This is a genomic window from Christensenella hongkongensis (genome assembly GCF_000981035.1).
In the GTDB taxonomy this organism is placed as follows: Bacteria; Bacillota; Clostridia; order Christensenellales; family Christensenellaceae; genus Christensenella; species Christensenella hongkongensis.
The window spans coordinates 1-22,363 of sequence record NZ_LAYJ01000022.1 but is presented as its reverse complement, the minus strand read 5'-3'; the positions used below and the strand labels follow the sequence as shown (position 1 = coordinate 22,363).

General features: G+C 54.5%; 23 protein-coding genes. 22 read left to right on the top strand and 1 reads right to left on the bottom strand.

All coding sequences use genetic code 11. The features are described 5' to 3' along the window. The first annotated feature begins 62 nt into the window (after nucleotides 1-62). From CHK_RS16440 to CHK_RS00515, 22 genes are all read left to right on the top strand, one after another. Complete coding sequence (locus CHK_RS16440; protein WP_160295558.1) at nucleotides 63-227, top strand: hypothetical protein; 165 nt, start codon at nucleotides 63-65, stop codon at nucleotides 225-227. Between the two features lie 110 nt (nucleotides 228-337). Continuing rightward, the gene (gene cbiD / locus CHK_RS00615; RefSeq protein WP_456236885.1) at nucleotides 338-1,702 is read left to right on the top strand and encodes a cobalt-precorrin-5B (C(1))-methyltransferase CbiD; all 1,365 of its coding nucleotides are present in this window, start codon (nucleotides 338-340) and stop codon (nucleotides 1,700-1,702) included. Then, the gene (gene cobI, locus CHK_RS00610) at nucleotides 1,699-2,385 is read left to right on the top strand and encodes a precorrin-2 C(20)-methyltransferase (RefSeq protein ID WP_046441975.1); all 687 of its coding nucleotides are present in this window, start codon (nucleotides 1,699-1,701) and stop codon (nucleotides 2,383-2,385) included. The genes cbiD and cobI overlap by 4 nt, the downstream gene beginning before the upstream one ends. Continuing rightward, nucleotides 2,382-3,137: a precorrin-4 C(11)-methyltransferase gene (gene cobM / locus CHK_RS00605; RefSeq protein WP_046441974.1), complete on the top strand. Its 756-nt coding sequence runs from the start codon at nucleotides 2,382-2,384 to the stop codon at nucleotides 3,135-3,137. Before cobI ends, cobM begins: the two co-directional genes overlap by 4 nt. Further along, nucleotides 3,134-4,126, top strand: a complete 993-nt coding sequence (locus tag CHK_RS00600) for a cobalt-precorrin 5A hydrolase (RefSeq protein ID WP_046441973.1) — start codon at nucleotides 3,134-3,136, stop codon at nucleotides 4,124-4,126. Before cobM ends, CHK_RS00600 begins: the two co-directional genes overlap by 4 nt. Then, on the top strand, nucleotides 4,123-5,130 hold the full coding sequence (locus CHK_RS00595) for a glutamyl-tRNA reductase (RefSeq protein WP_046441972.1): 1,008 nt from the start codon (nucleotides 4,123-4,125) through the stop codon (nucleotides 5,128-5,130). The genes CHK_RS00600 and CHK_RS00595 overlap by 4 nt, the downstream gene beginning before the upstream one ends. Then, nucleotides 5,123-5,854, top strand: a complete 732-nt coding sequence (gene cobJ / locus CHK_RS00590) for a precorrin-3B C(17)-methyltransferase (RefSeq protein WP_046441970.1) — start codon at nucleotides 5,123-5,125, stop codon at nucleotides 5,852-5,854. The genes CHK_RS00595 and cobJ overlap by 8 nt, the downstream gene beginning before the upstream one ends. Further along, nucleotides 5,851-7,068, top strand: a complete 1,218-nt coding sequence (gene cobK, locus CHK_RS00585) for a precorrin-6A reductase (protein ID WP_046441968.1) — start codon at nucleotides 5,851-5,853, stop codon at nucleotides 7,066-7,068. The genes cobJ and cobK overlap by 4 nt, the downstream gene beginning before the upstream one ends. Next, complete coding sequence (gene hemC, locus CHK_RS00580; RefSeq protein ID WP_046441967.1) at nucleotides 7,061-7,933, top strand: hydroxymethylbilane synthase; 873 nt, start codon at nucleotides 7,061-7,063, stop codon at nucleotides 7,931-7,933. Before cobK ends, hemC begins: the two co-directional genes overlap by 8 nt. Continuing rightward, nucleotides 7,930-9,411 (top strand): uroporphyrinogen-III C-methyltransferase, encoded by a 1,482-nt coding sequence (cobA, locus tag CHK_RS00575; RefSeq protein WP_046441965.1) that lies wholly within the window; start codon nucleotides 7,930-7,932, stop codon nucleotides 9,409-9,411. Before hemC ends, cobA begins: the two co-directional genes overlap by 4 nt. 257 nt (nucleotides 9,412-9,668) lie before the next feature. Then, a complete protein-coding gene (gene hemB, locus CHK_RS00570; protein WP_046441964.1) occupies nucleotides 9,669-10,649 on the top strand; it encodes a porphobilinogen synthase in 981 nt (326 codons plus the stop codon). A 1-nt stretch (nucleotide 10,650) separates the two neighbouring features. Next, complete coding sequence (gene hemL, locus CHK_RS00565) at nucleotides 10,651-11,925, top strand: glutamate-1-semialdehyde 2,1-aminomutase (RefSeq protein ID WP_046441963.1); 1,275 nt, start codon at nucleotides 10,651-10,653, stop codon at nucleotides 11,923-11,925. Continuing rightward, on the top strand, nucleotides 11,922-12,275 hold the full coding sequence (locus CHK_RS00560) for a sirohydrochlorin chelatase (protein WP_046441962.1): 354 nt from the start codon (nucleotides 11,922-11,924) through the stop codon (nucleotides 12,273-12,275). The genes hemL and CHK_RS00560 overlap by 4 nt, the downstream gene beginning before the upstream one ends. A gap of 4 nt (nucleotides 12,276-12,279) precedes the next feature. After that, the gene (cbiE, locus tag CHK_RS00555; RefSeq protein ID WP_046441960.1) at nucleotides 12,280-13,470 is read left to right on the top strand and encodes a precorrin-6y C5,15-methyltransferase (decarboxylating) subunit CbiE; all 1,191 of its coding nucleotides are present in this window, start codon (nucleotides 12,280-12,282) and stop codon (nucleotides 13,468-13,470) included. Further along, nucleotides 13,463-14,830 (top strand): cobyrinate a,c-diamide synthase, encoded by a 1,368-nt coding sequence (locus CHK_RS00550; RefSeq protein WP_046441959.1) that lies wholly within the window; start codon nucleotides 13,463-13,465, stop codon nucleotides 14,828-14,830. Before cbiE ends, CHK_RS00550 begins: the two co-directional genes overlap by 8 nt. Beyond that, a complete protein-coding gene (gene cobT / locus CHK_RS00545) occupies nucleotides 14,827-15,885 on the top strand; it encodes a nicotinate-nucleotide--dimethylbenzimidazole phosphoribosyltransferase (RefSeq protein ID WP_046441957.1) in 1,059 nt (352 codons plus the stop codon). The genes CHK_RS00550 and cobT overlap by 4 nt, the downstream gene beginning before the upstream one ends. A gap of 557 nt (nucleotides 15,886-16,442) precedes the next feature. After that, complete coding sequence (cobS, locus tag CHK_RS00540) at nucleotides 16,443-17,210, top strand: adenosylcobinamide-GDP ribazoletransferase (protein ID WP_046441955.1); 768 nt, start codon at nucleotides 16,443-16,445, stop codon at nucleotides 17,208-17,210. A 22-nt stretch (nucleotides 17,211-17,232) separates the two neighbouring features. Continuing rightward, nucleotides 17,233-18,189 (top strand): adenosylcobinamide-phosphate synthase CbiB, encoded by a 957-nt coding sequence (cbiB, locus tag CHK_RS00535; RefSeq protein ID WP_046441953.1) that lies wholly within the window; start codon nucleotides 17,233-17,235, stop codon nucleotides 18,187-18,189. Between the two features lie 18 nt (nucleotides 18,190-18,207). Then, nucleotides 18,208-19,299 carry a pyridoxal phosphate-dependent aminotransferase gene (locus CHK_RS00530; protein WP_046441952.1) on the top strand — a complete coding sequence of 364 codons (1,092 nt, stop codon included), beginning with the start codon at nucleotides 18,208-18,210 and terminating at the stop codon, nucleotides 19,297-19,299. Next, nucleotides 19,299-20,762, top strand: coding sequence for a cobyric acid synthase (locus tag CHK_RS00525; RefSeq protein ID WP_046441950.1), 1,464 nt, complete (start codon nucleotides 19,299-19,301; stop codon nucleotides 20,760-20,762). The genes CHK_RS00530 and CHK_RS00525 overlap by 1 nt, the downstream gene beginning before the upstream one ends. Continuing rightward, nucleotides 20,755-21,285, top strand: coding sequence for a cob(I)yrinic acid a,c-diamide adenosyltransferase (locus CHK_RS00520; protein WP_046441948.1), 531 nt, complete (start codon nucleotides 20,755-20,757; stop codon nucleotides 21,283-21,285). The genes CHK_RS00525 and CHK_RS00520 overlap by 8 nt, the downstream gene beginning before the upstream one ends. Nucleotides 21,286-21,303: 18 nt before the next feature. Beyond that, on the top strand, nucleotides 21,304-21,933 hold the full coding sequence (locus CHK_RS00515) for a precorrin-8X methylmutase (protein WP_046441946.1): 630 nt from the start codon (nucleotides 21,304-21,306) through the stop codon (nucleotides 21,931-21,933). Nucleotides 21,934-22,035: 102 nt separating this feature from the next. Here the strand turns inward: CHK_RS00515 and CHK_RS00510 are convergent. Continuing rightward, on the bottom strand, nucleotides 22,036-22,363 hold a 328-nt coding region (locus CHK_RS00510), incomplete at its 5' end, for an SIS domain-containing protein (protein WP_046441945.1).

Sequence of the window (22,363 nt, the reverse complement as noted above, 5' to 3'; positions counted from 1 at the left end):
ATCGTATCCTTTGCAACTATGCTGTGGTATAATAAGAGCGTCACAATGTGGAGGTATCCAGAATGGGCATAATCGCAAACCAGATGTTGATTGATTTGATACAGGCGCTCAGGCAAAAACATAAATGGAAGAAGCAGGCAAAGCAAAACGGCAAGGCCCAAAATGGCGGCGATAAGGAACATTCTTCATTGGAAAGCGCTGACTTTTCAAACAGGGAGGACAACTGAACGAAGCTGCCCATAAAAGGCCGGCAACCTTCGATTACAGGCTCCATTGACAGTAAACTGCCAATCGGATATCATTATTGGAAGGACTGTTTTACGGTCCGGAGGGGAAGATGGGTGAGAATCCCACGCAAGCCCGTTACTGTGAAGCGGACGAACGTCCGGAAGCCAGAGGACCTCTTTATGTTTCAGATACATTTTTCTGCGAGGACACGGAGAATGTCACCATGTGCATATCCTGTCTGGATATTGATACGGATGATTCGTTCCAACGCAGCCTGTGTTGGAACTTTTTTATACCGCCGCACATGCGGCACGGGAGGCTACTGATGGCGGACAGCGTCATAAAAAACGGCAAAAAATTGCGGTGCGGATTTACCACCGGCAGCTGCGCGGCCGCCGCAGCCGCAGCGGCGCTGCAAACCCTGCTGACAGGCGAGCGTACAGAATTTGTAAAAATTACGCTGCCAGGCGGGATAACGGCAGGCTTTGAACCGCTTTCTTATATGATTAAGGAAGGCAGCGTTACTGCGGCGGTACGGAAAGACGCGGGCGACGATCCCGACGTTACGGACGGCATCGAAATCACGGCTACCGTTTCCTTTGGCGCGGAGCATGGCGAGGTGCGGATTTTCGGCGGCGAGGGCGTTGGCACAGTAACCGCGCAGGGGCTCAAATGCCCTGTAGGGGAAGCCGCGATCAATCCTGTGCCGCGGCGGATGATCAAAGAAAATGCCCGGCGCATTTTGCAGCAATACGAATGTGCAGGGGGCGTAGATATCGTGATTGGCGCAGTAAACGGCAGGCAGATCGCACAGCACACTTATAACCCCCGGCTGGGGATTACGGATGGGATTTCGATCCTTGGCACCACCGGCATCGTGGAGCCTATGAGCGAAAAGGCGTTGATTGATACGGTGCAGCTGCTGATCGATCAGGCAAAGACGAAAAACCCGGCCCGCATCCTGATCACGCCCGGTAACTACGGGAGCGATTTTTGCAGCAAAGAGCTTGGGCTAACGCTGGAGCACGGCGTGCAATTTTCTAATTTTATAGGTGAAACGCTCGATTACCTCGTTTTTTCCGGTTTTTCCGAGGCACTGCTTGTGGGCCATGCCGGAAAGCTGGTTAAAATCGCTGCGGGCGTTATGAATACGCATTCATCCGTCGCGGACGGACGTATGGAGGTTTTTGCGGCGCACAGTGCGGCGGCGGGCGCGCCAAGCGAAACCGTGCGGCGCATACTGGAGTGCAAAACAACGGACGCTGCGGCGGCTATTTTGCAGGAGGCAGGACTTTTGCAGGAGGTGGCGGGCCGCATCCTGCAAAAAATCTGCCTGCACATCGATTACCGTACGAAGGCCCTTCTGAAAACTGAGGTCATCGTATTTTTGAATGATCACACAGTATTGTGCGAAACGCCCGGCGCGCGGGAGCTCGCAAAAAAACTGGCTGGAAAGGAATCTCCCTCACAATGAAAAAAGGAACTTTTTACAGCATTGGCGTAGGCCCCGGAAATCCAAAGCTGATGACGCTCGAAGCGGTTGAAACGATAAAGGCCTGCGATGTGATCGCGCTGCCCCAAAGCGGCGGCAAGCAAAACGTCGCGTTCGAAATCGCAAAGGATTACCTGGATGGAAAGGAAATCGTCTTTTGCGATATGCCCATGATCCGCGGCGGCAAAGAGCTGCGGCGTTATCACGAGGAAGCGGCCGGAGCGCTTGGCAGACACCTTGACGGCGGAAAGGACGTCGGCTTTTTGACGCTTGGGGATCCGTCCATTTATTCTACCGCAATGTACATCCACCGCATTTTGAAGGAAGCGGGCTACCGTACGGGCATGATTGCTGGCGTTCCGTCGTTTTGCGCGGCGGCGGCGCGGCTTGATATTGCGCTGTGCGAGGGCAGGCAGCCCCTGCATGTGATTCCCGCCTCTTACAGGAATATGGAGCAGGCCCTTTTGCTGCCCGGTACACAGGTGCTGATGAAATCCGGCAAAAGTGTCGGTGAACTCAAGGAGTTCCTTGAAACGCAGGATAAAGACGTGAGCGCCGTGGAATGCTGCGGTATGGAAAACGAGAAAATCCATTATGGGCTGGATACGCTTGGCGGGGACGCAAGCTATTTTAGCGTAATTATCGCAAAGGAGAAAACGATATGATCTATTTTGTCGGCGCAGGGCCGGGCGCGCCCGACCTCATAACAGTGCGCGGTAAGGAAAAGCTTGGCAGCGCCGATGTTGTGATCTATGCCGGCTCGCTTGTTAATCCCGCGCTTCTCTCTTACACGAAAGAGGGCTGCACGGTCTATGACAGCGCGTCTATGACGCTGGAGGACGTAATATCCGTCATGCTGCGCGCAAGCGAAGAGCAAAAGGAAATCGTTCGCCTGCACACGGGCGATCCGTGTATTTACGGAGCAATCCGTGAGCAGATGGACCTGCTTGACAGGCACGGGCTCCCCTACGAGGTTGTGCCGGGCGTGAGCTCGTTTATTGGAGCGGCGGCGGCGCTGCGCGCCGAGCTTACGCTCCCGGATGTAAGCCAGACCGTCATTTTAACGCGTATGGAGGGCCGTACGCCCGTTCCTGAGGCGGAAGAAATTTCCAGGCTTGCGGCACACGGCGCGACCATGGTGGTTTTTTTGTCCACTACAATGCTGGACGAGCTTAAGGACCGCCTGATAAAAGGCGGATATGCGGCGGATTCCCCTGCCGCTATCGTTTACAAGGCCTCGTGGCCGGACCAAAAGGTGGTGCTGACCACTGTACAGGATATTGCCCGCGCAGCGCGGGAAAACGGTATCCATAAGATGGCGCTGATTTTTGTCGGCGGATTTTTGGGCGACGAATATTCGCGGTCTAAATTATACGATCCCTCCTTTACCCACCTCTTCCGGGAGGCTTCAAAATGAAGGCGGGCGTGCTCTTTTTTACGCAAAATGGAGCCTGCACGGCCCAAACGCTTTTACAGGCTGGCGATATTGATTTTATCTTGTTTGAGAAGGAGCGCGAAAGCGCAAAGGAGTTTACCCGCCGCTGCTTTGCAGGGTGCGACGCGATTGTCTTTATCGGCGCGGCAGGGATTGCCGTGCGAATGATCGCCCCGCTGGCAAAAGCAAAGGACACCGATCCTGCGGTGCTGGTGATCGATGAAAAGGGCCGGTTTGTCATTCCGGTACTGTCCGGGCATATCGGCGGTGCAAACGCACTCGCAATAAGGCTGGCAACCCTGCTGCACGCTACGCCGGTCATCACGACGGCGACAGATGTAAACGGCGTATTTGCTGTGGATGTATGGGCAACGCAAAACGGCTGCGCAATTCCGGATACGCAGCACATCAAAGCGGTTTCCGCCGCGTTGCTTGCAGGGCAAAACGCAGGCGTGCAGAGCGATTTTGGGATTTGCGGCACACTTCCCATGGGTGTTTTGGCAGACATATCCCTTGAAACAGGCTTTTGCGTTACGCTTGACGAACACAAAAAACCGTTTCAGCGCACGCTTACAGTCGTTCCCAAAATCGTGACGCTGGGCGTAGGGTGCCGCAGGGATACGCAAAGCGGCGCATTTGAAGCTTTTGTGTTGCAGGCGGCAAGGCAGGCGAGGGTTTCCCTGTGCTCTGTGGAGAAGCTCGCAACGATTGACCTGAAAAAGGACGAGCGGTGCATTCGCGACTTCTGTGAAAAATACGGATTACCGCTTGTAACGTTTTCCGCACAGGAGCTCGCTTCGGTGTCCGGAGATTTTACGCCGTCCGATTTTGTACGGAAGACTGTGGGCGTGGATAACGTATGCGAACGGGCGGCGGTCGCGGCCTCAGGCGGGGAACTTTTTGTCAGAAAACAGGCGGGCGGCGGCGTAACCGCCGCGCTCGCAAAAAAATATTGGAGATGTGAATTTTGAATATCAGGATGGCGGGAATCGATTATTCCCTTGCAGGCATACCGGTACGCGAGAAATTTTCGCTGACTGCATCGCATGAGTCGGACGTATACGGCGCGCTTGCCCAAAACACTCAAATTCTTGGCGCGGTCATCGTATCGACATGCAACCGCACAGAGCTTTACCTGTCGTGCGCGGACGGCTTCGACTGCAATCCGTTCGCACTTTTGTGCGACGCGCTGGGTATGGATTTTGAAGCATACCGCGGCCTTCACCGGCTCCGTACGGGCGACAGCGTATTTACGCACCTGTGCAAGCTTTCATGCGGCGCAAAATCCCAAATTTGGGGAGAAGACCAGATTATATCGCAGGTCAAAGGCTCCCTCGTGCGGGCGCGGGAGGCAGGCGCGACAGACAGCATCCTCGAGGTGCTGTTCCGCAACGCGATCAGCGCCGCCAAAAAAATCAAAACGCAGGTCAGGTTTTCAGGCGAGGAACGCTCGGTTGCGCTGCGCGCCCTCTCCTTCCTGAAGGAAGCGGGCTGCAAAAATATCCTTGTGATCGGCAATGGGATCGTCGGCAGGCTTACCGCGCAAACGCTTTGCCAAAACGGGTTTTCTGTCAGCATGACGCGCAGGCAATATCATCACGGCATGGTGGATATCCCGCAGGGCGTATGTGCGTTTGATTATTCCGAGCGCTACGACCGCCTTCACGCGTTTGACGCGGTGGTAAGCGCCACCTCCAGCCCGCACTATACCATCGAGCATGACCGCCTTTGTATGTGCGGCAAAATCCCCGGGCTGTTTTTGGATCTCGCCGTGCCGCGTGATATTGATCCCGCAGTTTCGCAATGCGCGCAGATTGTGGATATCGATTCCCTGTGCAGCGAGGTGCTCCGCGAGAGCCATCAAAAGCAGCTTATGGAAATCGAGGGAATTTCAGAAAAATATTACCAGGATTTCAGGAAGTGGACGGAATATAAATTCAACCGCGCCTGCGGACAGGAGAAGAATATTGGGTAAAATTTACGTGGTTGGCATTGGCCCCGGGAACGAAGAATATATGACCGCCCAGGCAAAACAGGCATTGCTGGAAAGCAGTGTAATCGTGGGCTACGACCTTTACATCGAGCTTATAAAGGAGATTGTGCGCGGCAAAAAAACGCAAAGCACCTCCATGACCAAAGAGGTTGACCGCTGCAAAATCGCGCTTTCCCATGCGCTTGCCGGCGAGACGGTTTCCCTTGTGTGCAGCGGCGATGCAGGCGTTTATGGTATGGCGGGCGTAATGCTTGAGGTTGCGCAGCCCTACCCGGATCTTGCGGTTGAAGTCGTTCCGGGCATTACGGCTGCGTGCAGCGCTGCTGCGGCGCTTGGCGCGCCGCTGATCCATGATTTTGCCATCATAAGCCTCAGCGACCTGCTCACTCCATGGGAAAAAATAGAAAAACGCCTTATGTGCGCGGCAGATGCGGATTTTGTGATTTGCCTCTATAACCCTTCCAGCAGGAAACGCAGGGATTACCTGAAAAAAGCGTGTGAAAAAATCCTGCTGTACCAGTCCCCGTCCACAAACTGCGGATATGTGCGTAACATCGGCAGGCAGGGACAGGAAACAGAGCTCTGTACGCTTGGACAGCTTAAAGACCGCGAGGTGGATATGTTCACAACCGTAATGATTGGCAACAGCCAGACAAAAGTGATCAACAACCGGCTCGTAACGCCGAGGGGCTACAGGGAATTATGAAAAGCACAGATAAAATCCTGATTTTTGCAGGCACGACGGAAGGCCGGACATTATTTGAGGCGCTTACCCGGGCGGGCGCGGACGTGGATGTTTCCGTCGCAACCGGGTATGGTAAAGAGCTGCTTGGAGATCATGGCGGCCATGTCCTTTGCGGCAGGTGCGACGGGGAGCAAATGCTGGCGCTCATCCAAAAGAACGGCTATGCGCTTGTAATCGACGCCACGCATCCCTATGCAGCGCAGGCAACCAGTAATATCAGCCGCGCCTGCGCGCTTGCGGGCGTGGAATATCTGCGGCTGCTGCGTCCCTCGGGAGAATGCTCCGACGTGATTTTATGCGAAAATATACAGGCTGTGGTGGAATACCTGAAATCGCACGGCGGAAGTGTGCTGTCCACCATTGGCAGCAAGGAGCTTGGCGCGCTCACAGAGCTCCCTGATTTTTCGTCCCGTATATTCGCGCGGATATTATCAACCCCTGAGGCGGTAGACAAAGCGTTTTCACTGGGTTTTTCCGGCAAAAACCTGATCTGTATGCAGGGCCCGTTTTCGTGCGGGCTTAATGTGGAAATGCTCAGGCAATATGGCTGCGATTACCTGCTGACCAAAAATTCCGGCGATGCGGGCGGCTTTGATGAGAAGCTGGAGGCGGCAAGGCAGGCGGGCGCACAGGTGATACTGATCGACCGGCCGGGCAGCGACCATGGTTTTTCCTGCGAAGAAATTGTGGAACGCCTTTCTTCTGTTTTTCCGCTTCTGGAAAAGGGCGGGAAAAAGACACATTTTCCGATATTTACTGATATTTCAGGGAAAACCGTGCTGGTTGCGGGCGCGGGCAGGATTGCGCAGCGTAGGCTGAAAACGTTGTTGCGGTTTGACTGCCGTATCAGGATCGTCGCGCCGCACATCCCGCAAACCCTGCCACAGGGCGAAGCAATATGCTGCATTCCCCGCGCGTTTGAAGAAGGCGATCTTGAGGGCGTATTTTTGGCGGTGGCGGCGACAGACAAGCGCGAGGTGAACCGCAGGATTGGCATCGAGGCCAAAAGGCGCGGTATTCCGGTGAGCGTTGCCGACAGCAGGGAGGAATGCACATTCTTTTTTCCTGCTGTGATTACAACGCCGCAGGCCGTGATCGGAGCTGTTGGCAGCGGAGACGACCACCATGCCGTCGCGCAAACAGCAAAAAAAATCAGGGAGGCGCTTCATGATTAAGATTGGTAGCCGGGAAAGCAAGCTGGCTGTGCTTCAGGCCGAAATCGTAATGCGGGCAATCCGCCGGAACAACCCCGGCGTACAGACACAGCTTATTACCATGAAAACAACCGGCGATATGATACTGGACCGGACGCTTGACCAGATCGGAGGGAAAGGCCTTTTTGTGAAGGAGCTCGACCGGGCGTTGCTCGATGGAAAGGTTGATATGACCGTGCACAGCTTTAAGGACATGCCTATGGAGACGGACGAGCGCCTGCCTGTTGTGGCGGCTTCCCCGCGCGAAGATCCGCGCGATGCGCTGATTCTTCCGCAGGGAACGGATGCGCCCGATCCTGCAAAACCGATCGGCTGTGCGAGCGCTCGCCGCACGCTACAGCTAAAACGCCTTTTTCCGGGCCATGCCGTTTTGCCGGTGCGGGGCAATGTGCAAACGCGGCTCCAAAAGCTTGATTCCGGTGAGTATTCGGCGCTGGTGCTTGCATGCGCCGGGCTCAAACGCCTCGGCCTCGAGCATCGCATCAGCCGGATTTTTGAGCCATGGGAAATGCTTCCGGCAGCCTGCCAGGGAATTCTCGCGGTGCAGGCGCGTGCAGATTTTGACACGCATATTCTTGACGGGTTCCACGATCCGCAGGCAATGCTGGCCGCAAGGGCGGAACGCAGTTTTGTACGCGCGCTTGACGGCGGTTGCAGCTCTCCCGTCGCGGCGTACGCAGTGATAGAGGGAGATTGTATGACACTCACCGGGCTTTATGCGGACGGCAACGGAATAGTCGATATTCAAAAAACATCAGGAAATAAACAGAATGGCGAAGCGCTTGGAAAAAGCCTTGCGCTTCGGATGATTGGAGAAATAAAATGAGCGGAACAGTATATCTGGTGGGCGCCGGCCCCGGGGACGCAGGCCTTTTGACGCTGCGCGCAAGGGAATTAATTGCGGGCGCGCAGGTCGTAGTGTACGACAGGCTGGTCAGCGCGGAGGTTCTGGAGCTTGTCGCGCAGGATGCAAAACGCATTAATGCAGGAAAAAATGCAGGCAACCATCCTGTGCCGCAGCACGAAATCAACCAGATTTTGGTAGACGAGGCAAAGCAGGGAAAAACTGTAGTGCGCCTGAAGGGCGGTGACAGCTTTGTATTCGGACGCGGCGGGGAGGAGCTTGAAGCACTTGTCCGGGAGGGAATCGCGTTTGAGGTCGTACCCGGTATAACATCGGCGATTGCTGCGGCAACCTATGCGGGGATTCCGGTAACGCACCGCGATTACTGCTCTTCCGTGCATTTGATCACCGGACACAAACAAAAAGACGGCGCGCTGGAGCTCGATTACCCGGCACTCGTCCGGCTTTCCGGTACGCTTATTTTCATGATGTCCGTAGCGAGCGCAGCAGAGATTGCGGCAGGCCTGATCGCAGGCGGTATGGCTCCTGATATGGACTGCGCAATCGTAGAAAACGGAACGCGTCCCTGCCAGCGCAAATTTCTTTGCACGCTGGACGGTATAGCGGATACTGTAAGGGAAAATGCCGTTACATCTCCCTCCCTCATAATTGTCGGGCGGGTGTGTTCTTTATCAAGGCAGTTCGACTGGTTTTCAAACCTTCCGTTAAAAGGAAAGCGCATCCTTGTGACCAGGCCGAAAATGTCTTCCGCAAAGCTTGCGTCAAGGCTTCGTGCGCTTGGCGCGGACGTAACCGCCCTTGCTGCGATCAAAACGATGCCCCTGCCCTTTTCGATGCCGGACCTTACGCCCTACCGGGCGCTTGTGTTCACAAGCGCGGCGGGCGTGGATGCTTACTTTGAAAGGCTGTTTGACAGCCGCGACGCGCGGGCTTTGGGCGGAAAACAGATCGCTGTGATTGGCAGGGAAACCGGAAAGGCGCTGCTGCGTTTTGGACTGAAGCCGGATTTTATCCCCTCCGTATACAGCGGACAGGCGCTTGCAAAAGAGATGCTGGACGAGGGATTTATCACCAAAAGCGACAGGCTTTTGCTTCTGCGCGCGCGGGAATCCGCTCCTGAGCTTACGGATATCCTCACGCAGGGCGGCGTGGCCTTTGACGAGGTAAGCGTATATGAAACGCGTTACGAGCCTGTAGACGCAAACCCCGCGGATTTTGACCTGATCACTTTTACAAGCGCAAGCTGTGTGGAAGGCTTTGCGCGTTCTGTGGATAAACCGGAAGGCTTTCATGGCATCCCCGCCGTTTGTATTGGCGAAAAAACCGCGCAGGCTGCGCGGCGTTTCGGGCTGGATGTCCGCGTGTCAAAAGAGGCGACGATAGATTCCATGGTGGAGTTGATTTTGGATACGAACGAAACGAAACAGGGCGATCGGTAAGGAATACGTTATTGCATTATTTCACGTCAGGTCAGACCGTTGTATTCAAAGCCTGCTTACTGCGTGCGCAAAGGCGTTTTCATGCAACGGTCTGACCTGACGCTGGCATTGGAACATCCCTATGCAATAAGAGCCCGCGAGAGAAGCGCAGCTTCTTTCGCGAAACACCGAAGGTGCGCTATGTGGTGCGAGGAAGACAGTGCCAGGAGCAGACTCCAAAAACGTATACAATACCAAACCAGAAAAGGAGAACGGTTATGATAGAAAGACCGCGCAGGCTGCGCGCTAATAAGCAAATCAGGGGGCTTTGCCGGGAAACGAGGCTTTCCGCTTCCTCCCTCATTTTACCGCTTTTTGCGAAGGATGGCAGCAATATCAAGTCTGAAATACCCTCGCTTGACGGACAGTACCACTATAGCGCCGACCGCATCTGCGAGGGTGTGGAACGCAGCCTTGAGGCGGGAGTGGATAAATTCCTGTTGTTTGGGCTGCCGGACCATAAAGACGAACACGGCTCACAGGCCTTTGCATACGACGGCATCGTGCAGCGGGCGCTGCGCGAAATCAGGAGCCGCTTCCAGGACGAGGTTTACCTGGTAACGGACGTATGTATGTGCGAGTACACCTCGCACGGCCACTGCGGCATTTTGAACGGACAGACTGTGGATAACGATAAAACCCTGCCCTATCTTGAACGGATCGCCGTTTCGCACGCGCTGGCGGGCGCGGATATGGTGGCCCCGTCAGACATGATGGACGGACGCGTAGACGCGATGCGGTGTGCGCTCGATGAAAACGGCTTTGAGAACGTGCCGATTATGTCCTATGCGGCAAAATACGCTTCTTCGTTTTACGGCCCGTTCCGCGACGCGGCAGGCAGCGCCCCCAGCTTTGGCGACCGCAAAAGCTACCAGATGGATTACCACAACGTAAAGGAAGGGCTTAAGGAAGCCATGACGGACGAATGCGAGGGCGCGGATATCCTGATGGTAAAGCCCGCCCTCTCCTATCTTGACGTGGTGAGGCTGGTTGCGGAAAACACCAACCTTCCGGTGGCTACCTACAGCGTCAGCGGCGAATATGCAATGATCAAGGCTGCCGCCAAAGCAGGCCTGATCGATGAATACGGCGTGATGTGCGAAAGCGCGGTATCTATGTTCCGTGCAGGCGCGGATATCCTGATCACTTATTACGCGAACGAGCTTGCGCAGGCAATCAAAAAAGGAGACATCGGCTGATATGACAAAATCGGAAGCGCTTTTTGAGCGAGCAAAAAAAGTGATGCCCGGGGGCGTCAACAGCCCCGTGCGCGCATTTGCCGCAGTGGGCGGAGCGCCCCGTTTTATCCGCAGCGCAAAAGGCGCGTATATCACGGATGAAGACGGGAATATCTATCTTGACTACGTTGGTTCGTGGGGGCCGATGATACTCGGGCACGGCAACGAGGCAATCCTTGACGCGGTATGCCGCACGGCTGCGAACGGCCTGAGCTTTGGCGCGGCGACAGCGCTCGAGGTGGAAATGGCAGAGCTGATCGTAAGCCTTGTGAAGCCGCTTGAGATGGTTCGCATGACGAGCAGCGGCACGGAGGCCGTCATGAGCGCGATCCGCCTCGCGCGCGGATACACCGGGCGGGGAAAGATCGTAAAATTTTCCGGTTGTTACCACGGCCACTCGGACTGCCTGCTTGTGAAAGCAGGCTCCGGCGCGCTTACCGGAGGCAATCCGGACAGCGCGGGCGTGACGGAGGGAGCGGCAAAGGACACGCTGCTTGCGGAGTACAACGATCTTGATTCTGTGGCGCGGTTGTTTGAAAAAAACAAAGGCGATATTGCAGCGGTAATCGTGGAGCCTGTTGGGGCCAACATGGGAGTGGTTCCTCCAAAAGAGGGCTTTTTGCCGGGGCTGCGCAGGTTATGCGATACAAACGGCGCTTTGCTCATCTTTGACGAGGTAATTACAGGTTTCCGGCTGGCTTTAGGCGGAGCGATGGAGTATTTTGGCGTGGACGCAGACCTTGCAACCTATGGAAAAATCATCGGCGGGGGTATGCCCGTTGGCGCGTATGGCGGCAGGCGGGAAATCATGGAATGCGTCGCTCCGGTTGGCGCGGTTTATCAGGCGGGTACGCTTTCCGGAAATCCTGTCGCGATGGCGGCGGGCCTTTGCGCGCTCACCCAGCTAAAGGAGAACCCCTGCGTTTATGCGAATACTGCCGCGCTTGCCGGGCGGCTTGCGGACGGCATCCGTATGAATACAGGCTGTACCGTCAACCAGATTGGCTCCCTGCTGTGCGCTTTCTTTACCACGGGAGAAGTTACGGATTATGAGGGCGCCAAAAAAAGCGACGTTAAAAAATATGCGGATTATTTCAACCATATGTTAAGGAACGGTATTTATATCGCGCCGTCACAGTTTGAAGCAATGTTTTTATCCGCCGCGCATACGCAGGAGGATATTGACCATACGATTGAAGCCGTAAAGGCTTTTTATCCAAAGGAGGAAACAAAATGAACGGAGCGCTGATTCTGGCTCATGGGAGCCGTGAAAAGAAAACGGAAGACACCTTCCATGCAATCGTCAAAATGGCGACAAAGGACGTCGAAATTCCGGTGGAGACCGCTTTTATGGAGTTTGGCAGGCCCAACATCTCGGGCGGTCTTAATAAGCTGATAGAAAAAGGCGTGACGAATATCAAGGTCGTTCCCTATTTCCTGTTCAGCGGCATTCATATCCGCGAAGACATCCCGCAGGAAATCGATGAATTTTTAAAGGAACATAAGGGCGTGACGATTACCCTTGGACAGACGCTCGGCGAGGATCCGCGCATCGCCCAGGTGCTTGCGGACCGCATTACGGGATAACCATATGAAAAAGGTGACTGTGGTCGGGGCGGGCCCGGGAAATCCGGAGCTGCTGACCATACAGGCAAAACTCCATATCAAACGCAGCGATATTGTGTTTGCGACAGGACGGCTGTTTGAAAAGCTCGGTTTCCTCAACCAAAACACGGTGCGTATGACGCTTTCCGGGCTTGCGCATGCTGTGCAGGCCCAGCCGGAGAATGTGGATATCACCATCCTTGCATCAGGAGACGTAGGCTTTTACAGTATATCCTCATTGCTTACAGAGCAACGCGGCTGCGTGCTTTCGTTTCAAAACGGGCTGAGCAGCCTGCAGTATTTTTGCGCGAAGCTCAGGGTTCCTTACGACGATATCAAAACCGTGAGCGTCCACGGCAGGGACGTTTCCGCCCTTCCCTCAGTGTGTTACCACCCGCGCGTATTTGTCCTGACGGGCGGGCATCAGAAGGCCCATGATGTGATCTGTGAGCTTATATCGTGCGGGCTGGGCTATGTATCCGTATGCGTGGGCGAGAACCTGTCGGACGAAACGGAACGGATTGTTCGGGGAACCGCACAGGAACTTTCCAATGAACACTTTACAGACCTTGCGGTGATGCTGGTGGAAAATCCCGCTTCTGTCCGTGCGTGCAGCTTCCTGCGGGATGCTGATTTTGTGCGCGGCAAGGTGCCCATGACCAAAGAGGCGGTTCGCAGCCTGTGCGTTGCCCGCCTTGGCATAACGCCCACGGATGTGGTGTATGACATCGGCGCGGGCACCGGCAGCGTAGCGTGCGCCATGGCGCGGTTTGCCTGTGAAAGCTTTGTTTACGCAGTGGAACAAAATGAAGACGGGATATCCCTTATCCATGAAAACAGGCAAAAGCTGGGCGCATATAACGTGAAAGCAATCCACGGAGCTGCGCCGGAATGCCTGAAAGGGCTTCCCGCCCCGGATAAGGTTTTTATCGGCGGCAGCAGCGGCAACCTTGGTAGCATCATTGACGCGGCGCTTGAAAAGAACCCGGACGCAAAAATCCTCGCGACCGCCGTAACGCTTGAAACGCAGGCCGAGGCCCTTCGTTGTTTTAGCGAGCGCGGCATAGCGGCGGACGCTATGTGCGTAAACGTATCGCAGGCGGAGCCGCTCGGAAGCTACCACCTGATGAAGGCGCAAAACCCCGTCTGGCTCATTGGAGGCGCGCGCAATGGATAAAGCAATACCCCGCGTGATGCTCGTGGGTACGGGCAGCGGCGCGGGAAAAACGACGGTTACCTGCGGTATCCTAAGGGCGCTCATGGCGCGCGGGCTTTCCCTGTCGAGCTTTAAATGCGGGCCGGATTACATTGATCCCATGTTTCACAGCAGGATCATCGGCGCCTGTTCGTCAAACCTCGATCTGTTTTTGAGCGGAGAGGAAACCGTACGGTTCCTGCTTGCGAAAAACTCTGCCGACACGGATTTTTCAGTGATCGAAGGCGTTATGGGCATGTATGATGGGCTTGGCTTTGAAAGCGACAGCTATTCGTCAAACCATCTTGCGCTGGCAACGCAAACGCCCGAGCTTTTGATTGTAAATGTGAAGGGTATGGGCCTTTCACTTGCCGCAATGCTGCAGGGCTACCGTGATTTTCGGCAAAACAATTTACAGGGTGTCATTTTTAACGGATGCACGGCGGGTATGTATCCTGTCTATCGGCGTTTGGTAAACGATACGCTGGGACTCCGCGCCTACGGTTATTTTCCCGATATTCCGCAGGCCGCGTTTGAAAGCAGGCATTTGGGGCTTGTAACGGCGGACGAGGTCTCCCTCCTGCAGGAAAAACTCGACCTGCTCGCCCATGCCGCGGAGGAATGTATTGACCTTGACGGTATTTTATCGCTTGGAAAAAATGCGCCGCCGCTCAGCTATGAGGACAAGTGGAACAATCTTGCAAGGCAGGAGCCTGTGCGCGTTGCAGTCGCAAGGGACAAGGCGTTTTGCTTTTTTTACCAGGATAATCTCGATTTACTGGAACGGCTGGGCGCCGAGCTTTTGTATTTTTCCCCGCTTACAGACAGCCGTGTGCCAAAAGGCGCAAGCGGGCTCATCCTGTGGGGCGGCTATCCTGAGGAATACGCAAGGGAGTTATCGGAAAATACACCGATGCTCAGCAGCATCAAAGAGGCCGTGCAAGGAAAAATGCCTGTGATTGCGGAATGCGGCGGGTTCATGTATCTTTTGGAACGCATGACGGATCGTGCGGGCAACGCCTATGAAATGGCAGGCGCGCTTCCCGGAGAATGCAGCATGACGAAAAAGCTTTCCCGGTTTGGGTACCTCACGCTCTCGGCTCGGAATGACAACCTGCTGTGCAAGGCAGGCGGGAAAATCCCCGCGCACGAGTTCCATTATTCGGACAGTACAAACAACGGCTGTAATATGACGGCACACAAGCGCGGCAGGGAATGGGATTGCATTCATGCGTCCAATCATTTATTTGCAGGCTATCCGCACCTTCACTTTGCAGATAAGCCTGAACTGCTGCAACGGTTCCTTATGCGGTGCAGGGAATATGGAAAGGAACAGCGATGACACTACAGGAGGCCCTCCGGGAAATATCGCCTGCCGACGAAACCTGTGTGCAAGAAGCGCAGCGGCGGTGGGACAGCATTGCAAAACCCCTCAACAGCCTTGGCCTGCTGGAACAGGCGGTCTGCCGGATTGCCGGAATAACCGGAACGGCCGACGTTACGATTGAGAAACGCTGCGTTGCCGTGATGTGTGCCGACAATGGGGTTGTATGCCGCGGAGTCGCGCAAAGCGACTGCGAGATCACAGCAATCGTCACCGAAAACTTTGCAAAGGGCCGGACGAGCGCGTGCGCCATGGCGCGCCACGCCCATGCGGACGTAATCCCCGTAGATATTGGCGTTTACCGCGATATCGACACGCCCGGCGTTCTCAGACGTAAAATCATGTATGGCACAAACGATATGACGCTCTGTTCCGCTATGGCAAGGGAACAGGCAATCCGCGCGATTGAAGTGGGGATCGATCTTGCAGGCTGCCTGAAAAAGCAGGGGTACCGGCTCATTGCCACCGGCGAGATGGGGATTGGCAATACAACCACAAGCTCCGCCATGATTTCCGTACTATTGCAGCAACCTGTAGAAGAAGTGACGGGGCATGGCGCGGGACTCAGCAGCGACGGGCTTAACCGCAAGGTTTGCGCTATCAAAAAAGCGATTGAGGTAAATCGTCCCGATCCCGAAGATCCGCTCGATGTTCTTTCCAAGGTTGGCGGACTCGATATCGCCGGGATCGCCGGATTGTTTCTGGGCGGCGCCGTCCATAAAGTGCCTGTTATGATCGATGGGGTGATTTCCTCTGTGGCGGCGCTTGTGGCGCAGCGTCTCGCGCCGCTCAGCGCGGACTATATGCTTGCGTCGCATGTTTCCAAGGAGCCTGCCGGTGCGCTGCTTCTTTCCGCGCTCAGGCAGAAACCGCTCATCAGCTGCGAGATGTGCCTTGGCGAGGGTACGGGTGCGATTGCTGCAATGGGGCTACTTGATATGGCGCTCTGCGTATACCGTGAAATGTGCACGTTTTCCCAGACCAGCATCGAGCAGTATAAACCGCTGGAATAACTTTGTTTTTTGGGATTATATGCGATACCGTTCGAAGAATCCGAAGGCAGACGCATAAGACGCAGTCCTTCGGAGACGCGCCGTACAGTTCAAAAATCAAAACGTAGTACGGCGCGCTGCATCCGCCTGTTGAAGCATAAGCGATACAACGTAGTCACGGCTTCTGAAGCTCCTCGGTGCGGCATCTTATGTGCCTGCCGGCAAGTATCCGCAAAATCTTACGCGTCATTGACCTGCCACTCGCATAGTACGCTCTATGCAGTGGTTGTACGTTGCCGGGCATACCACTCTGCTTCCGGCAGACACAGGACAGATTGCAGCGAAGGGCTTCAGGAGCCGTTGCACTTTGGCTGGATTTCCCCCCTGTCCGGAAAGGCGGATGCAGAGCGCGCCTTTGTTTCCCCCGTTACAATGTACGCGCATCCCTGAGTCGCAATCTGTTTTGCGGCTGCCCGGTAAATGCAATGGTCTGATGCGGCGTGAAACGAAACGCAAACACATGAATTGCCGCGAACGGTATCGCATACATTTTTATCAATAAAGAAAGGAACGGCGCTTTGAAATCAGTATTGAGCGGGCTTGTAACCGCACTTTCCATGTACTCGGTTTTTCCGATGCCGCAGCTTGAATGGAACCAGCATACCATGAAATATGCCATGTGCTTCTTTCCTTTTGTGGGAATCGTCGTTAGCGCATTCGTTTATTTGTGGGTGTGGATCTGCGGTTTTTTCAGCCTGAATACAGCGCTTGCGGCGGTCGTGCTTGCACTGCTGCCCGTACTGCTTTCCGGGGGCATCCATCTTGACGGGCTTATCGACACAAGCGACGCGCTATCCTCGCACCAGCCGGCAGAACGTAAGCTTGAAATTCTCAAGGATTCCCATGTCGGCGCGTTTGGCGTAATAATCTGCGTTTCTTACCTGCTGCTGTGCTTTGGCTTTGGAATGCAATTTTTCGACCATCCACAGCTCATCCTGCTGCTGTGCCTTGGGTATGTCCTCTCACGCGGGTACAGCGCGCTGGCGGTGGTTTCCTTCCGCCTTGCGCGGGACACCGGGCTTGCGCACGCATTCTGCGGGCAGGCGGATAAAACTGTGGTAAAGGCCACAAGCCTGCTGTATATCCTTGCCGCGTCGGCAGGTATGATTTTGATTGATCCAATGACCGGATGTATTGCCGTTGCAGCTGCATTTTTATGGTTGCTGCTGTTCCGGCGCATCTGTTACAGCAAATTTGGCGGATTGACAGGCGATCTTGCCGGTTACTCTTTGTGCATCACAGAGCTTTTGGTACTCATTGTGGCTGCCGTAGGAGGACTCGCATGACGGTGGGAAGGAGGCCAAACGATTGGAAATACTGATTGCCATTGTCATTGGCTTCGCGCTCGACCTCCTGCTGGGCGATCCGGCCTGGTTTCCCCATCCGGTGCGCCTGATTGGCAGGCTGATTTCCGGCGGGGAAAAGCTGCTTCGAAAATGGCTACCAAAAAAGGAATTCGCAGGCGGCGTACTGCTCACGGTTTTTGTGGTAGCAGTTTCCTTTCTCGTTCCGTTTTTGATACTTTATTTGCTGTCTTTATGGAACGTTTATGTCCGGCTTGCAGTAGAAGCATTCTTTTGCTACCAGATTTTCGCAACCAAATGCCTGCGCGCGGAAAGTATGAGGGTATATCATTACCTGGAGAAGGGCGACCTTGCAAACTCGCGCAAATACCTGTCGTGGATCGTCGGACGGGATACGCAAAACCTCAACGGGCAGCAGATTACCAAGGCGACCGTAGAGACCATTGCGGAAAACACCTCGGACGGCGTAATCGCCCCTATGCTTTTTATGATGATCGGCGGCGCGCCCCTCGGATTTTTGTACAAGGCCGTCAATACGCTCGATTCCATGATCGGCTACAAAAACGAGAACTATCTTTTATTTGGAAAATTTGCCGCAAGGCTCGATGATGTGGTAAACTTTATACCGGCAATCCTTTCCGCATGGATTATGATAGCGGCAAGCTTTTTTTCACGGCTGGACGCGAAAAATGCGCTGCGTATTTTCCGGCGGGACAGGCATAACCACGCAAGCCCCAACAGCGCAAAGACCGAGGCCGTCGCCGCGGGAGCGCTGCGGATACAGCTTGCGGGCGACGCATATTATTTTGGAAAGCTGGTCAGAAAGCAAACGATCGGCGATCCGCTGCAGGCAGTGGTGCCGCAGGATATTAAGCGCATGAGCCGGCTTATGTACGTGACTGCGCTTATGGCCCTGCTTTTGTTTGCAGCAGCGCGCTTTGCGCTTGTCATGTTTTTATAAAGGGATGGTAACAGTATTATGGATGCAAAACAACGAAACGAAACAAACCACGGCGGGGATATCTATACCCCGCGCAAAATGAAATATTCTGACAATGTAGTAGATTTTTCCGCGAGCATCAATCCGGCGGGCATGCCGCAGGAGGTCGAAAAAGCGATCACGGAAAATATCGCCGCGTACCAGCATTACCCGGATCCCCTGTGCAGGGAGCTGCGGGCTTCGATTGCAAGGGCCGAGCACATACCCGCCCCGTATATTTTTTGCGGGAATGGCGCGGCAGACCTTATTTACAGAATCGTGCAGGGAATTCATCCAAAAAGCGCGATGATCGTATCTCCTACCTTTTCCGAATACGAGGCGGCGCTTTCAACGATCCCATGCAGCGTATCGCATTACGACCTGTCCGCAGAAAATGGCTTTGAGCTTACGGATGATATTTTAGACGTAATTCCGCGCGGACTTGGTATGCTTTTTTTGTGTAATCCCAACAATCCGACTGGCGTGCCTGTGGAAAAGGACCTGATACGCGACCTGGCGGAACGTTGTCTTAAAAACGGTACGGTTTTGGTGGTGGACGAATGCTTTATCGGCTTCCTGGAACGCCAGAATGATTACGGCGCCACCGAATTTTTGAATGAATTCAACAATCTCATTATCCTCAAAGCGTTTACCAAGGTATACGCAATGGCGGGCATACGCCTTGGGTATCTTTTGTGCAGGAATGAGGAGATTATCCGCATGGTGCGCCGGATCGGCCAGCCGTGGAATGTTTCCACCGTCGCCGCAAAATGCGGGATTGCCGCGCTCTCTGCCAAAAAGCACGTGAAGCTTACCAGGCAGCTCGTGTCCGGCAACAGGGCGTATCTCATGCGGGAGCTGCGGGCGCTTGGTTATCATCCGTTTGAGTCGGGGGTAAATTACATCCTCTTTTATTCCGACGATACGAAGCTCGATAAAAAATTGCTGGATTTTGGTATCCTGATCCGTCCATGCAGGAATTTCCGCGGGCTTGACGAGCATTATTACCGGATTGCAGTGCGGACCATGAAGGAAAACGAATACCTGATCGACTGCCTCAAAAAAATTTCGCCGGAAACAAAGGAGACCTGATGGCAAAGGCAATTATGATACAGGGAACCACCTCAAACGCCGGCAAAAGCCTGTTGTGCGCCGGACTGTGCAGAATATTTAAGCAGGATGGTTATACGGTCGCTCCCTTTAAATCCCAAAATATGGCGCTTAATTCCTATATCACGCAGGACGGGCTTGAAATGGGCCGGGCGCAGGTGATGCAGGCAGAGGCCGCGGGCGTCCCGCCCGACGTCCGCATGAATCCTGTTTTGCTCAAACCCACCAGCGACGAGGGTTCTCAGGTGATTGTGAACGGCGAGGTACGCGGGAATATGGGGGCGCGGGAGTATTTTGCCCATAAGACGGAGCTGATCCCGGACATTATGCGCGCCTATGACAGCCTTTCGCAGGAGTACGACATCATTGTGATCGAAGGCGCGGGCAGCCCTGCCGAGATCAATTTAAAATCCCAGGACATTGTAAATATGGGTATGGCAAAGCTTGCAAAGGCTCCTGTGCTGATTGTAGGCGACATTGACCGCGGCGGCGTGTTTGCGGCGCTCGCGGGTACGATGCTGCTGCTGGAAGAAGATGAAAAGAAGCTTGTAAAGGGTACTGTGATCAATAAATTCCGTGGTGATCCATCTATTTTGGAGCCCGGGCTGCGGCAGCTCGAGCAGATTGTAAGGGTTCCTGTCGCGGGAGTGATCCCTTACCTGCACATCGATGTAGACGACGAAGACAGCCTTACCGATCGATTTGAACGCAAACCACAAAATGCGCTCATCGATATCGCGGTGATCCGTTTTCCCAGGATTTCAAATTTTACGGATTTTAACCCGCTTGAATATATGGACGGCGTGGACGTACGCTATGTAGGCAGCGTGGGAGAACTTGGCAGGCCGGATTTTGTGATACTGCCCGGTACCAAAAATACAATGGCGGACCTCGTTTGGCTCCGGGAATCCGGATTGGAGGCCTCCCTGCTGAAATATGCGGCGGAGGGGTTTCCAGTACTTGGCGTGTGCGGCGGATACCAGATGCTTGGCGTGAGCCTTGCCGATCCATATGGCGTAGAGCACGGCGGAAAAATGGCAGGCATGGGCCTGCTTTCGGGCGAAACCGTTTTCGCAAAGCAAAAGACGCGGACGCGTGCAACCGGCCTGCTGCCAAAGGTAGGCGGCATTTTCAGCGGGCTTTCCGGCAGGGAATACGACGCATACGAAATCCACATGGGCGAAACCACCAACAACCTCGCAGTGGTAAACGAAGGAAATGTTTACGGTACGTACCTGCATGGTATTTTTGATAAGGAAGACGTATGCAAGGCCGTTGTGGATGCTTTGCTCCGTGCAAAAGGGCTTAGTACGGACAACGTACAGGCATTCGACCTGGCAGAGTATAAAAACAGCCAGTACGATATCCTTGCGCATGAAATGAGAAAAGCGCTCGATATGGACTATATCTACCGGGTTCTGGAGGAGGGCGTCGGCAATGAATAAAATGGGACTTACGCACATCTATTGCGGGGACGGCAAGGGGAAGACGACCGCCGCCATGGGGCTGGCCCTGCGGGCCGCCGGTTATGGCGCAAACGTCGTCGTCGTGCAGTTTTTAAAGGACGGGGACAGCAGCGAGGTAAAAGCGCTGCGCACGTTTCCAAACGTTACCGTGATCTCCGGCAAGGACGTACGCGGGTTTTCCAACTCGTTTGACGAGGCGCAAAGGCGGAAGGTCACCAAAAACCACAACGACCATTTGCGCGAGGCGATTGCGCTGTGCGAGGACGGCAAGTGCGATATGCTGATTCTGGACGAGGCCATGGGCGCGCTCAGTACGGGAATGCTGGATGAAAAGCTGCTCATGGATTTCCTGAAAAACAGGCCGGAGCACATCGAGGTCGTGATGACTGGCCGCAATCCCGGCGCGCAGCTTATAGAACTGGCAGACTATGTATCAGACATCCGGAATGTGAAGCATCCTTACGACAAAGGGATTCCCGCAAGGCCGGGCGTGGAAAAATGACCAAAAGGAGAATGGGATATGGATATCGAGATCGTAAAACCGGCGGATATTGAAAAACGCAGCTTTGAGATCATCTCAGAACTGTTGGGCGATAAAAAGCTCGACCCGCGGTACGAAAAGATTATCAAACGCGCAATCCACACGTCCGCTGACTTTGAATATGCGCAGACGCTGTATTTTTCTGACGGCGTGGTGGAAACCTTAAAAGACGCGCTCAAAAACGGCGTGGATATCGTTACCGACACGCAGATGGCAAAGGCCGGGATCAGCAAAGCGGCGCTCGGAAAATTTGGCGGGCAGGTACATTGCTTTATGTCTGACGGGGACGTGGCGGATGAGGCCAAGGCGCGCGGCGTGACGCGGGCTGCGGTAAGCATGGAAAAAGCTGCCTCGCTCAAAAATCCGCTTATTTTTGCCATTGGCAACGCGCCAACCGCGCTCATCCGTTTAAGCGAGCTTTACAGTGAAGGGCTGCTTTCCCCTGTTGGCGTGATCGGCGTGCCGGTTGGGTTCGTAAACGTTGTGGAATCCAAGGAACTGCTTATGGAAACGGGCATTCCGTGCATTGTGGCACGCGGGCGCAAGGGTGGCAGCAATATTGCCGCGGCAATCTGTAACGCATTGCTTTATGACATTACGGCGCTTTAACGTAAAGCAGGCTATGCAAAACTTACGATAAATTATTATAATCCGTGAACACTGTAACCAAAAAACGGAGCCCGGGAGGCTCCGTTTTAAGTTGCGAATTATTTACTGGTTGAGCTTCTGGCCCACGGCGCCGCCCGGATGGATAAGCGCAAACTGTTCCAGTTTGTAGTCCGTCTCCTCCATGATCGCCACCTGCAGCGCGTCGAACAGTGCCACCAGCGCGATTACGCTCGACGTTGCCATGATGTCGTAACGGTCGCTTTCGTGGTGTACATCCATCTTCAAAAATACATCCGCCTGCTTTGCAAGCGGCGAATCCGGGTTTTGCGTCACTCCAATGAGCTTTGCCCCCTTCTTTTTGCATACGTCGATCAGCGGCAGCAGCTCCGCCGTTTTGCCTCCCTTGGAGACCACTACCATTGCGTCTCCC

What these genes read in the sequence shown, in the direction of transcription:
- CHK_RS00550 (WP_046441959.1), top strand. Translation starts at nt 13,463, where the DNA reads ATGGATAAAGCAATACCCCGCGTGATGCTCGTGGGTACGGGCAGCGGC.
- hemB (WP_046441964.1), top strand. Translation starts at nt 9,669, where the DNA reads ATGATAGAAAGACCGCGCAGGCTGCGCGCTAATAAGCAAATCAGGGGG.
- CHK_RS00515 (WP_046441946.1), top strand. Translation starts at nt 21,304, where the DNA reads ATGGATATCGAGATCGTAAAACCGGCGGATATTGAAAAACGCAGCTTT.
- CHK_RS00525 (WP_046441950.1), top strand. Translation starts at nt 19,299, where the DNA reads ATGGCAAAGGCAATTATGATACAGGGAACCACCTCAAACGCCGGCAAA.
- CHK_RS00560 (WP_046441962.1), top strand. Translation starts at nt 11,922, where the DNA reads ATGAACGGAGCGCTGATTCTGGCTCATGGGAGCCGTGAAAAGAAAACG.
- CHK_RS16440 (WP_160295558.1), top strand. Translation starts at nt 63, where the DNA reads ATGGGCATAATCGCAAACCAGATGTTGATTGATTTGATACAGGCGCTC.
- CHK_RS00600 (WP_046441973.1), top strand. Translation starts at nt 3,134, where the DNA reads ATGAAGGCGGGCGTGCTCTTTTTTACGCAAAATGGAGCCTGCACGGCC.
- cbiE (WP_046441960.1), top strand. Translation starts at nt 12,280, where the DNA reads ATGAAAAAGGTGACTGTGGTCGGGGCGGGCCCGGGAAATCCGGAGCTG.
- cobK (WP_046441968.1), top strand. Translation starts at nt 5,851, where the DNA reads ATGAAAAGCACAGATAAAATCCTGATTTTTGCAGGCACGACGGAAGGC.
- CHK_RS00520 (WP_046441948.1), top strand. Translation starts at nt 20,755, where the DNA reads ATGAATAAAATGGGACTTACGCACATCTATTGCGGGGACGGCAAGGGG.
- hemL (WP_046441963.1), top strand. Translation starts at nt 10,651, where the DNA reads ATGACAAAATCGGAAGCGCTTTTTGAGCGAGCAAAAAAAGTGATGCCC.
- cobT (WP_046441957.1), top strand. Translation starts at nt 14,827, where the DNA reads ATGACACTACAGGAGGCCCTCCGGGAAATATCGCCTGCCGACGAAACC.
- cobM (WP_046441974.1), top strand. Translation starts at nt 2,382, where the DNA reads ATGATCTATTTTGTCGGCGCAGGGCCGGGCGCGCCCGACCTCATAACA.
- cbiD (WP_456236885.1), top strand. Translation starts at nt 338, where the DNA reads ATGGGTGAGAATCCCACGCAAGCCCGTTACTGTGAAGCGGACGAACGT.
- CHK_RS00530 (WP_046441952.1), top strand. Translation starts at nt 18,208, where the DNA reads ATGGATGCAAAACAACGAAACGAAACAAACCACGGCGGGGATATCTAT.
- cobA (WP_046441965.1), top strand. Translation starts at nt 7,930, where the DNA reads ATGAGCGGAACAGTATATCTGGTGGGCGCCGGCCCCGGGGACGCAGGC.
- hemC (WP_046441967.1), top strand. Translation starts at nt 7,061, where the DNA reads ATGATTAAGATTGGTAGCCGGGAAAGCAAGCTGGCTGTGCTTCAGGCC.
- cobI (WP_046441975.1), top strand. Translation starts at nt 1,699, where the DNA reads ATGAAAAAAGGAACTTTTTACAGCATTGGCGTAGGCCCCGGAAATCCA.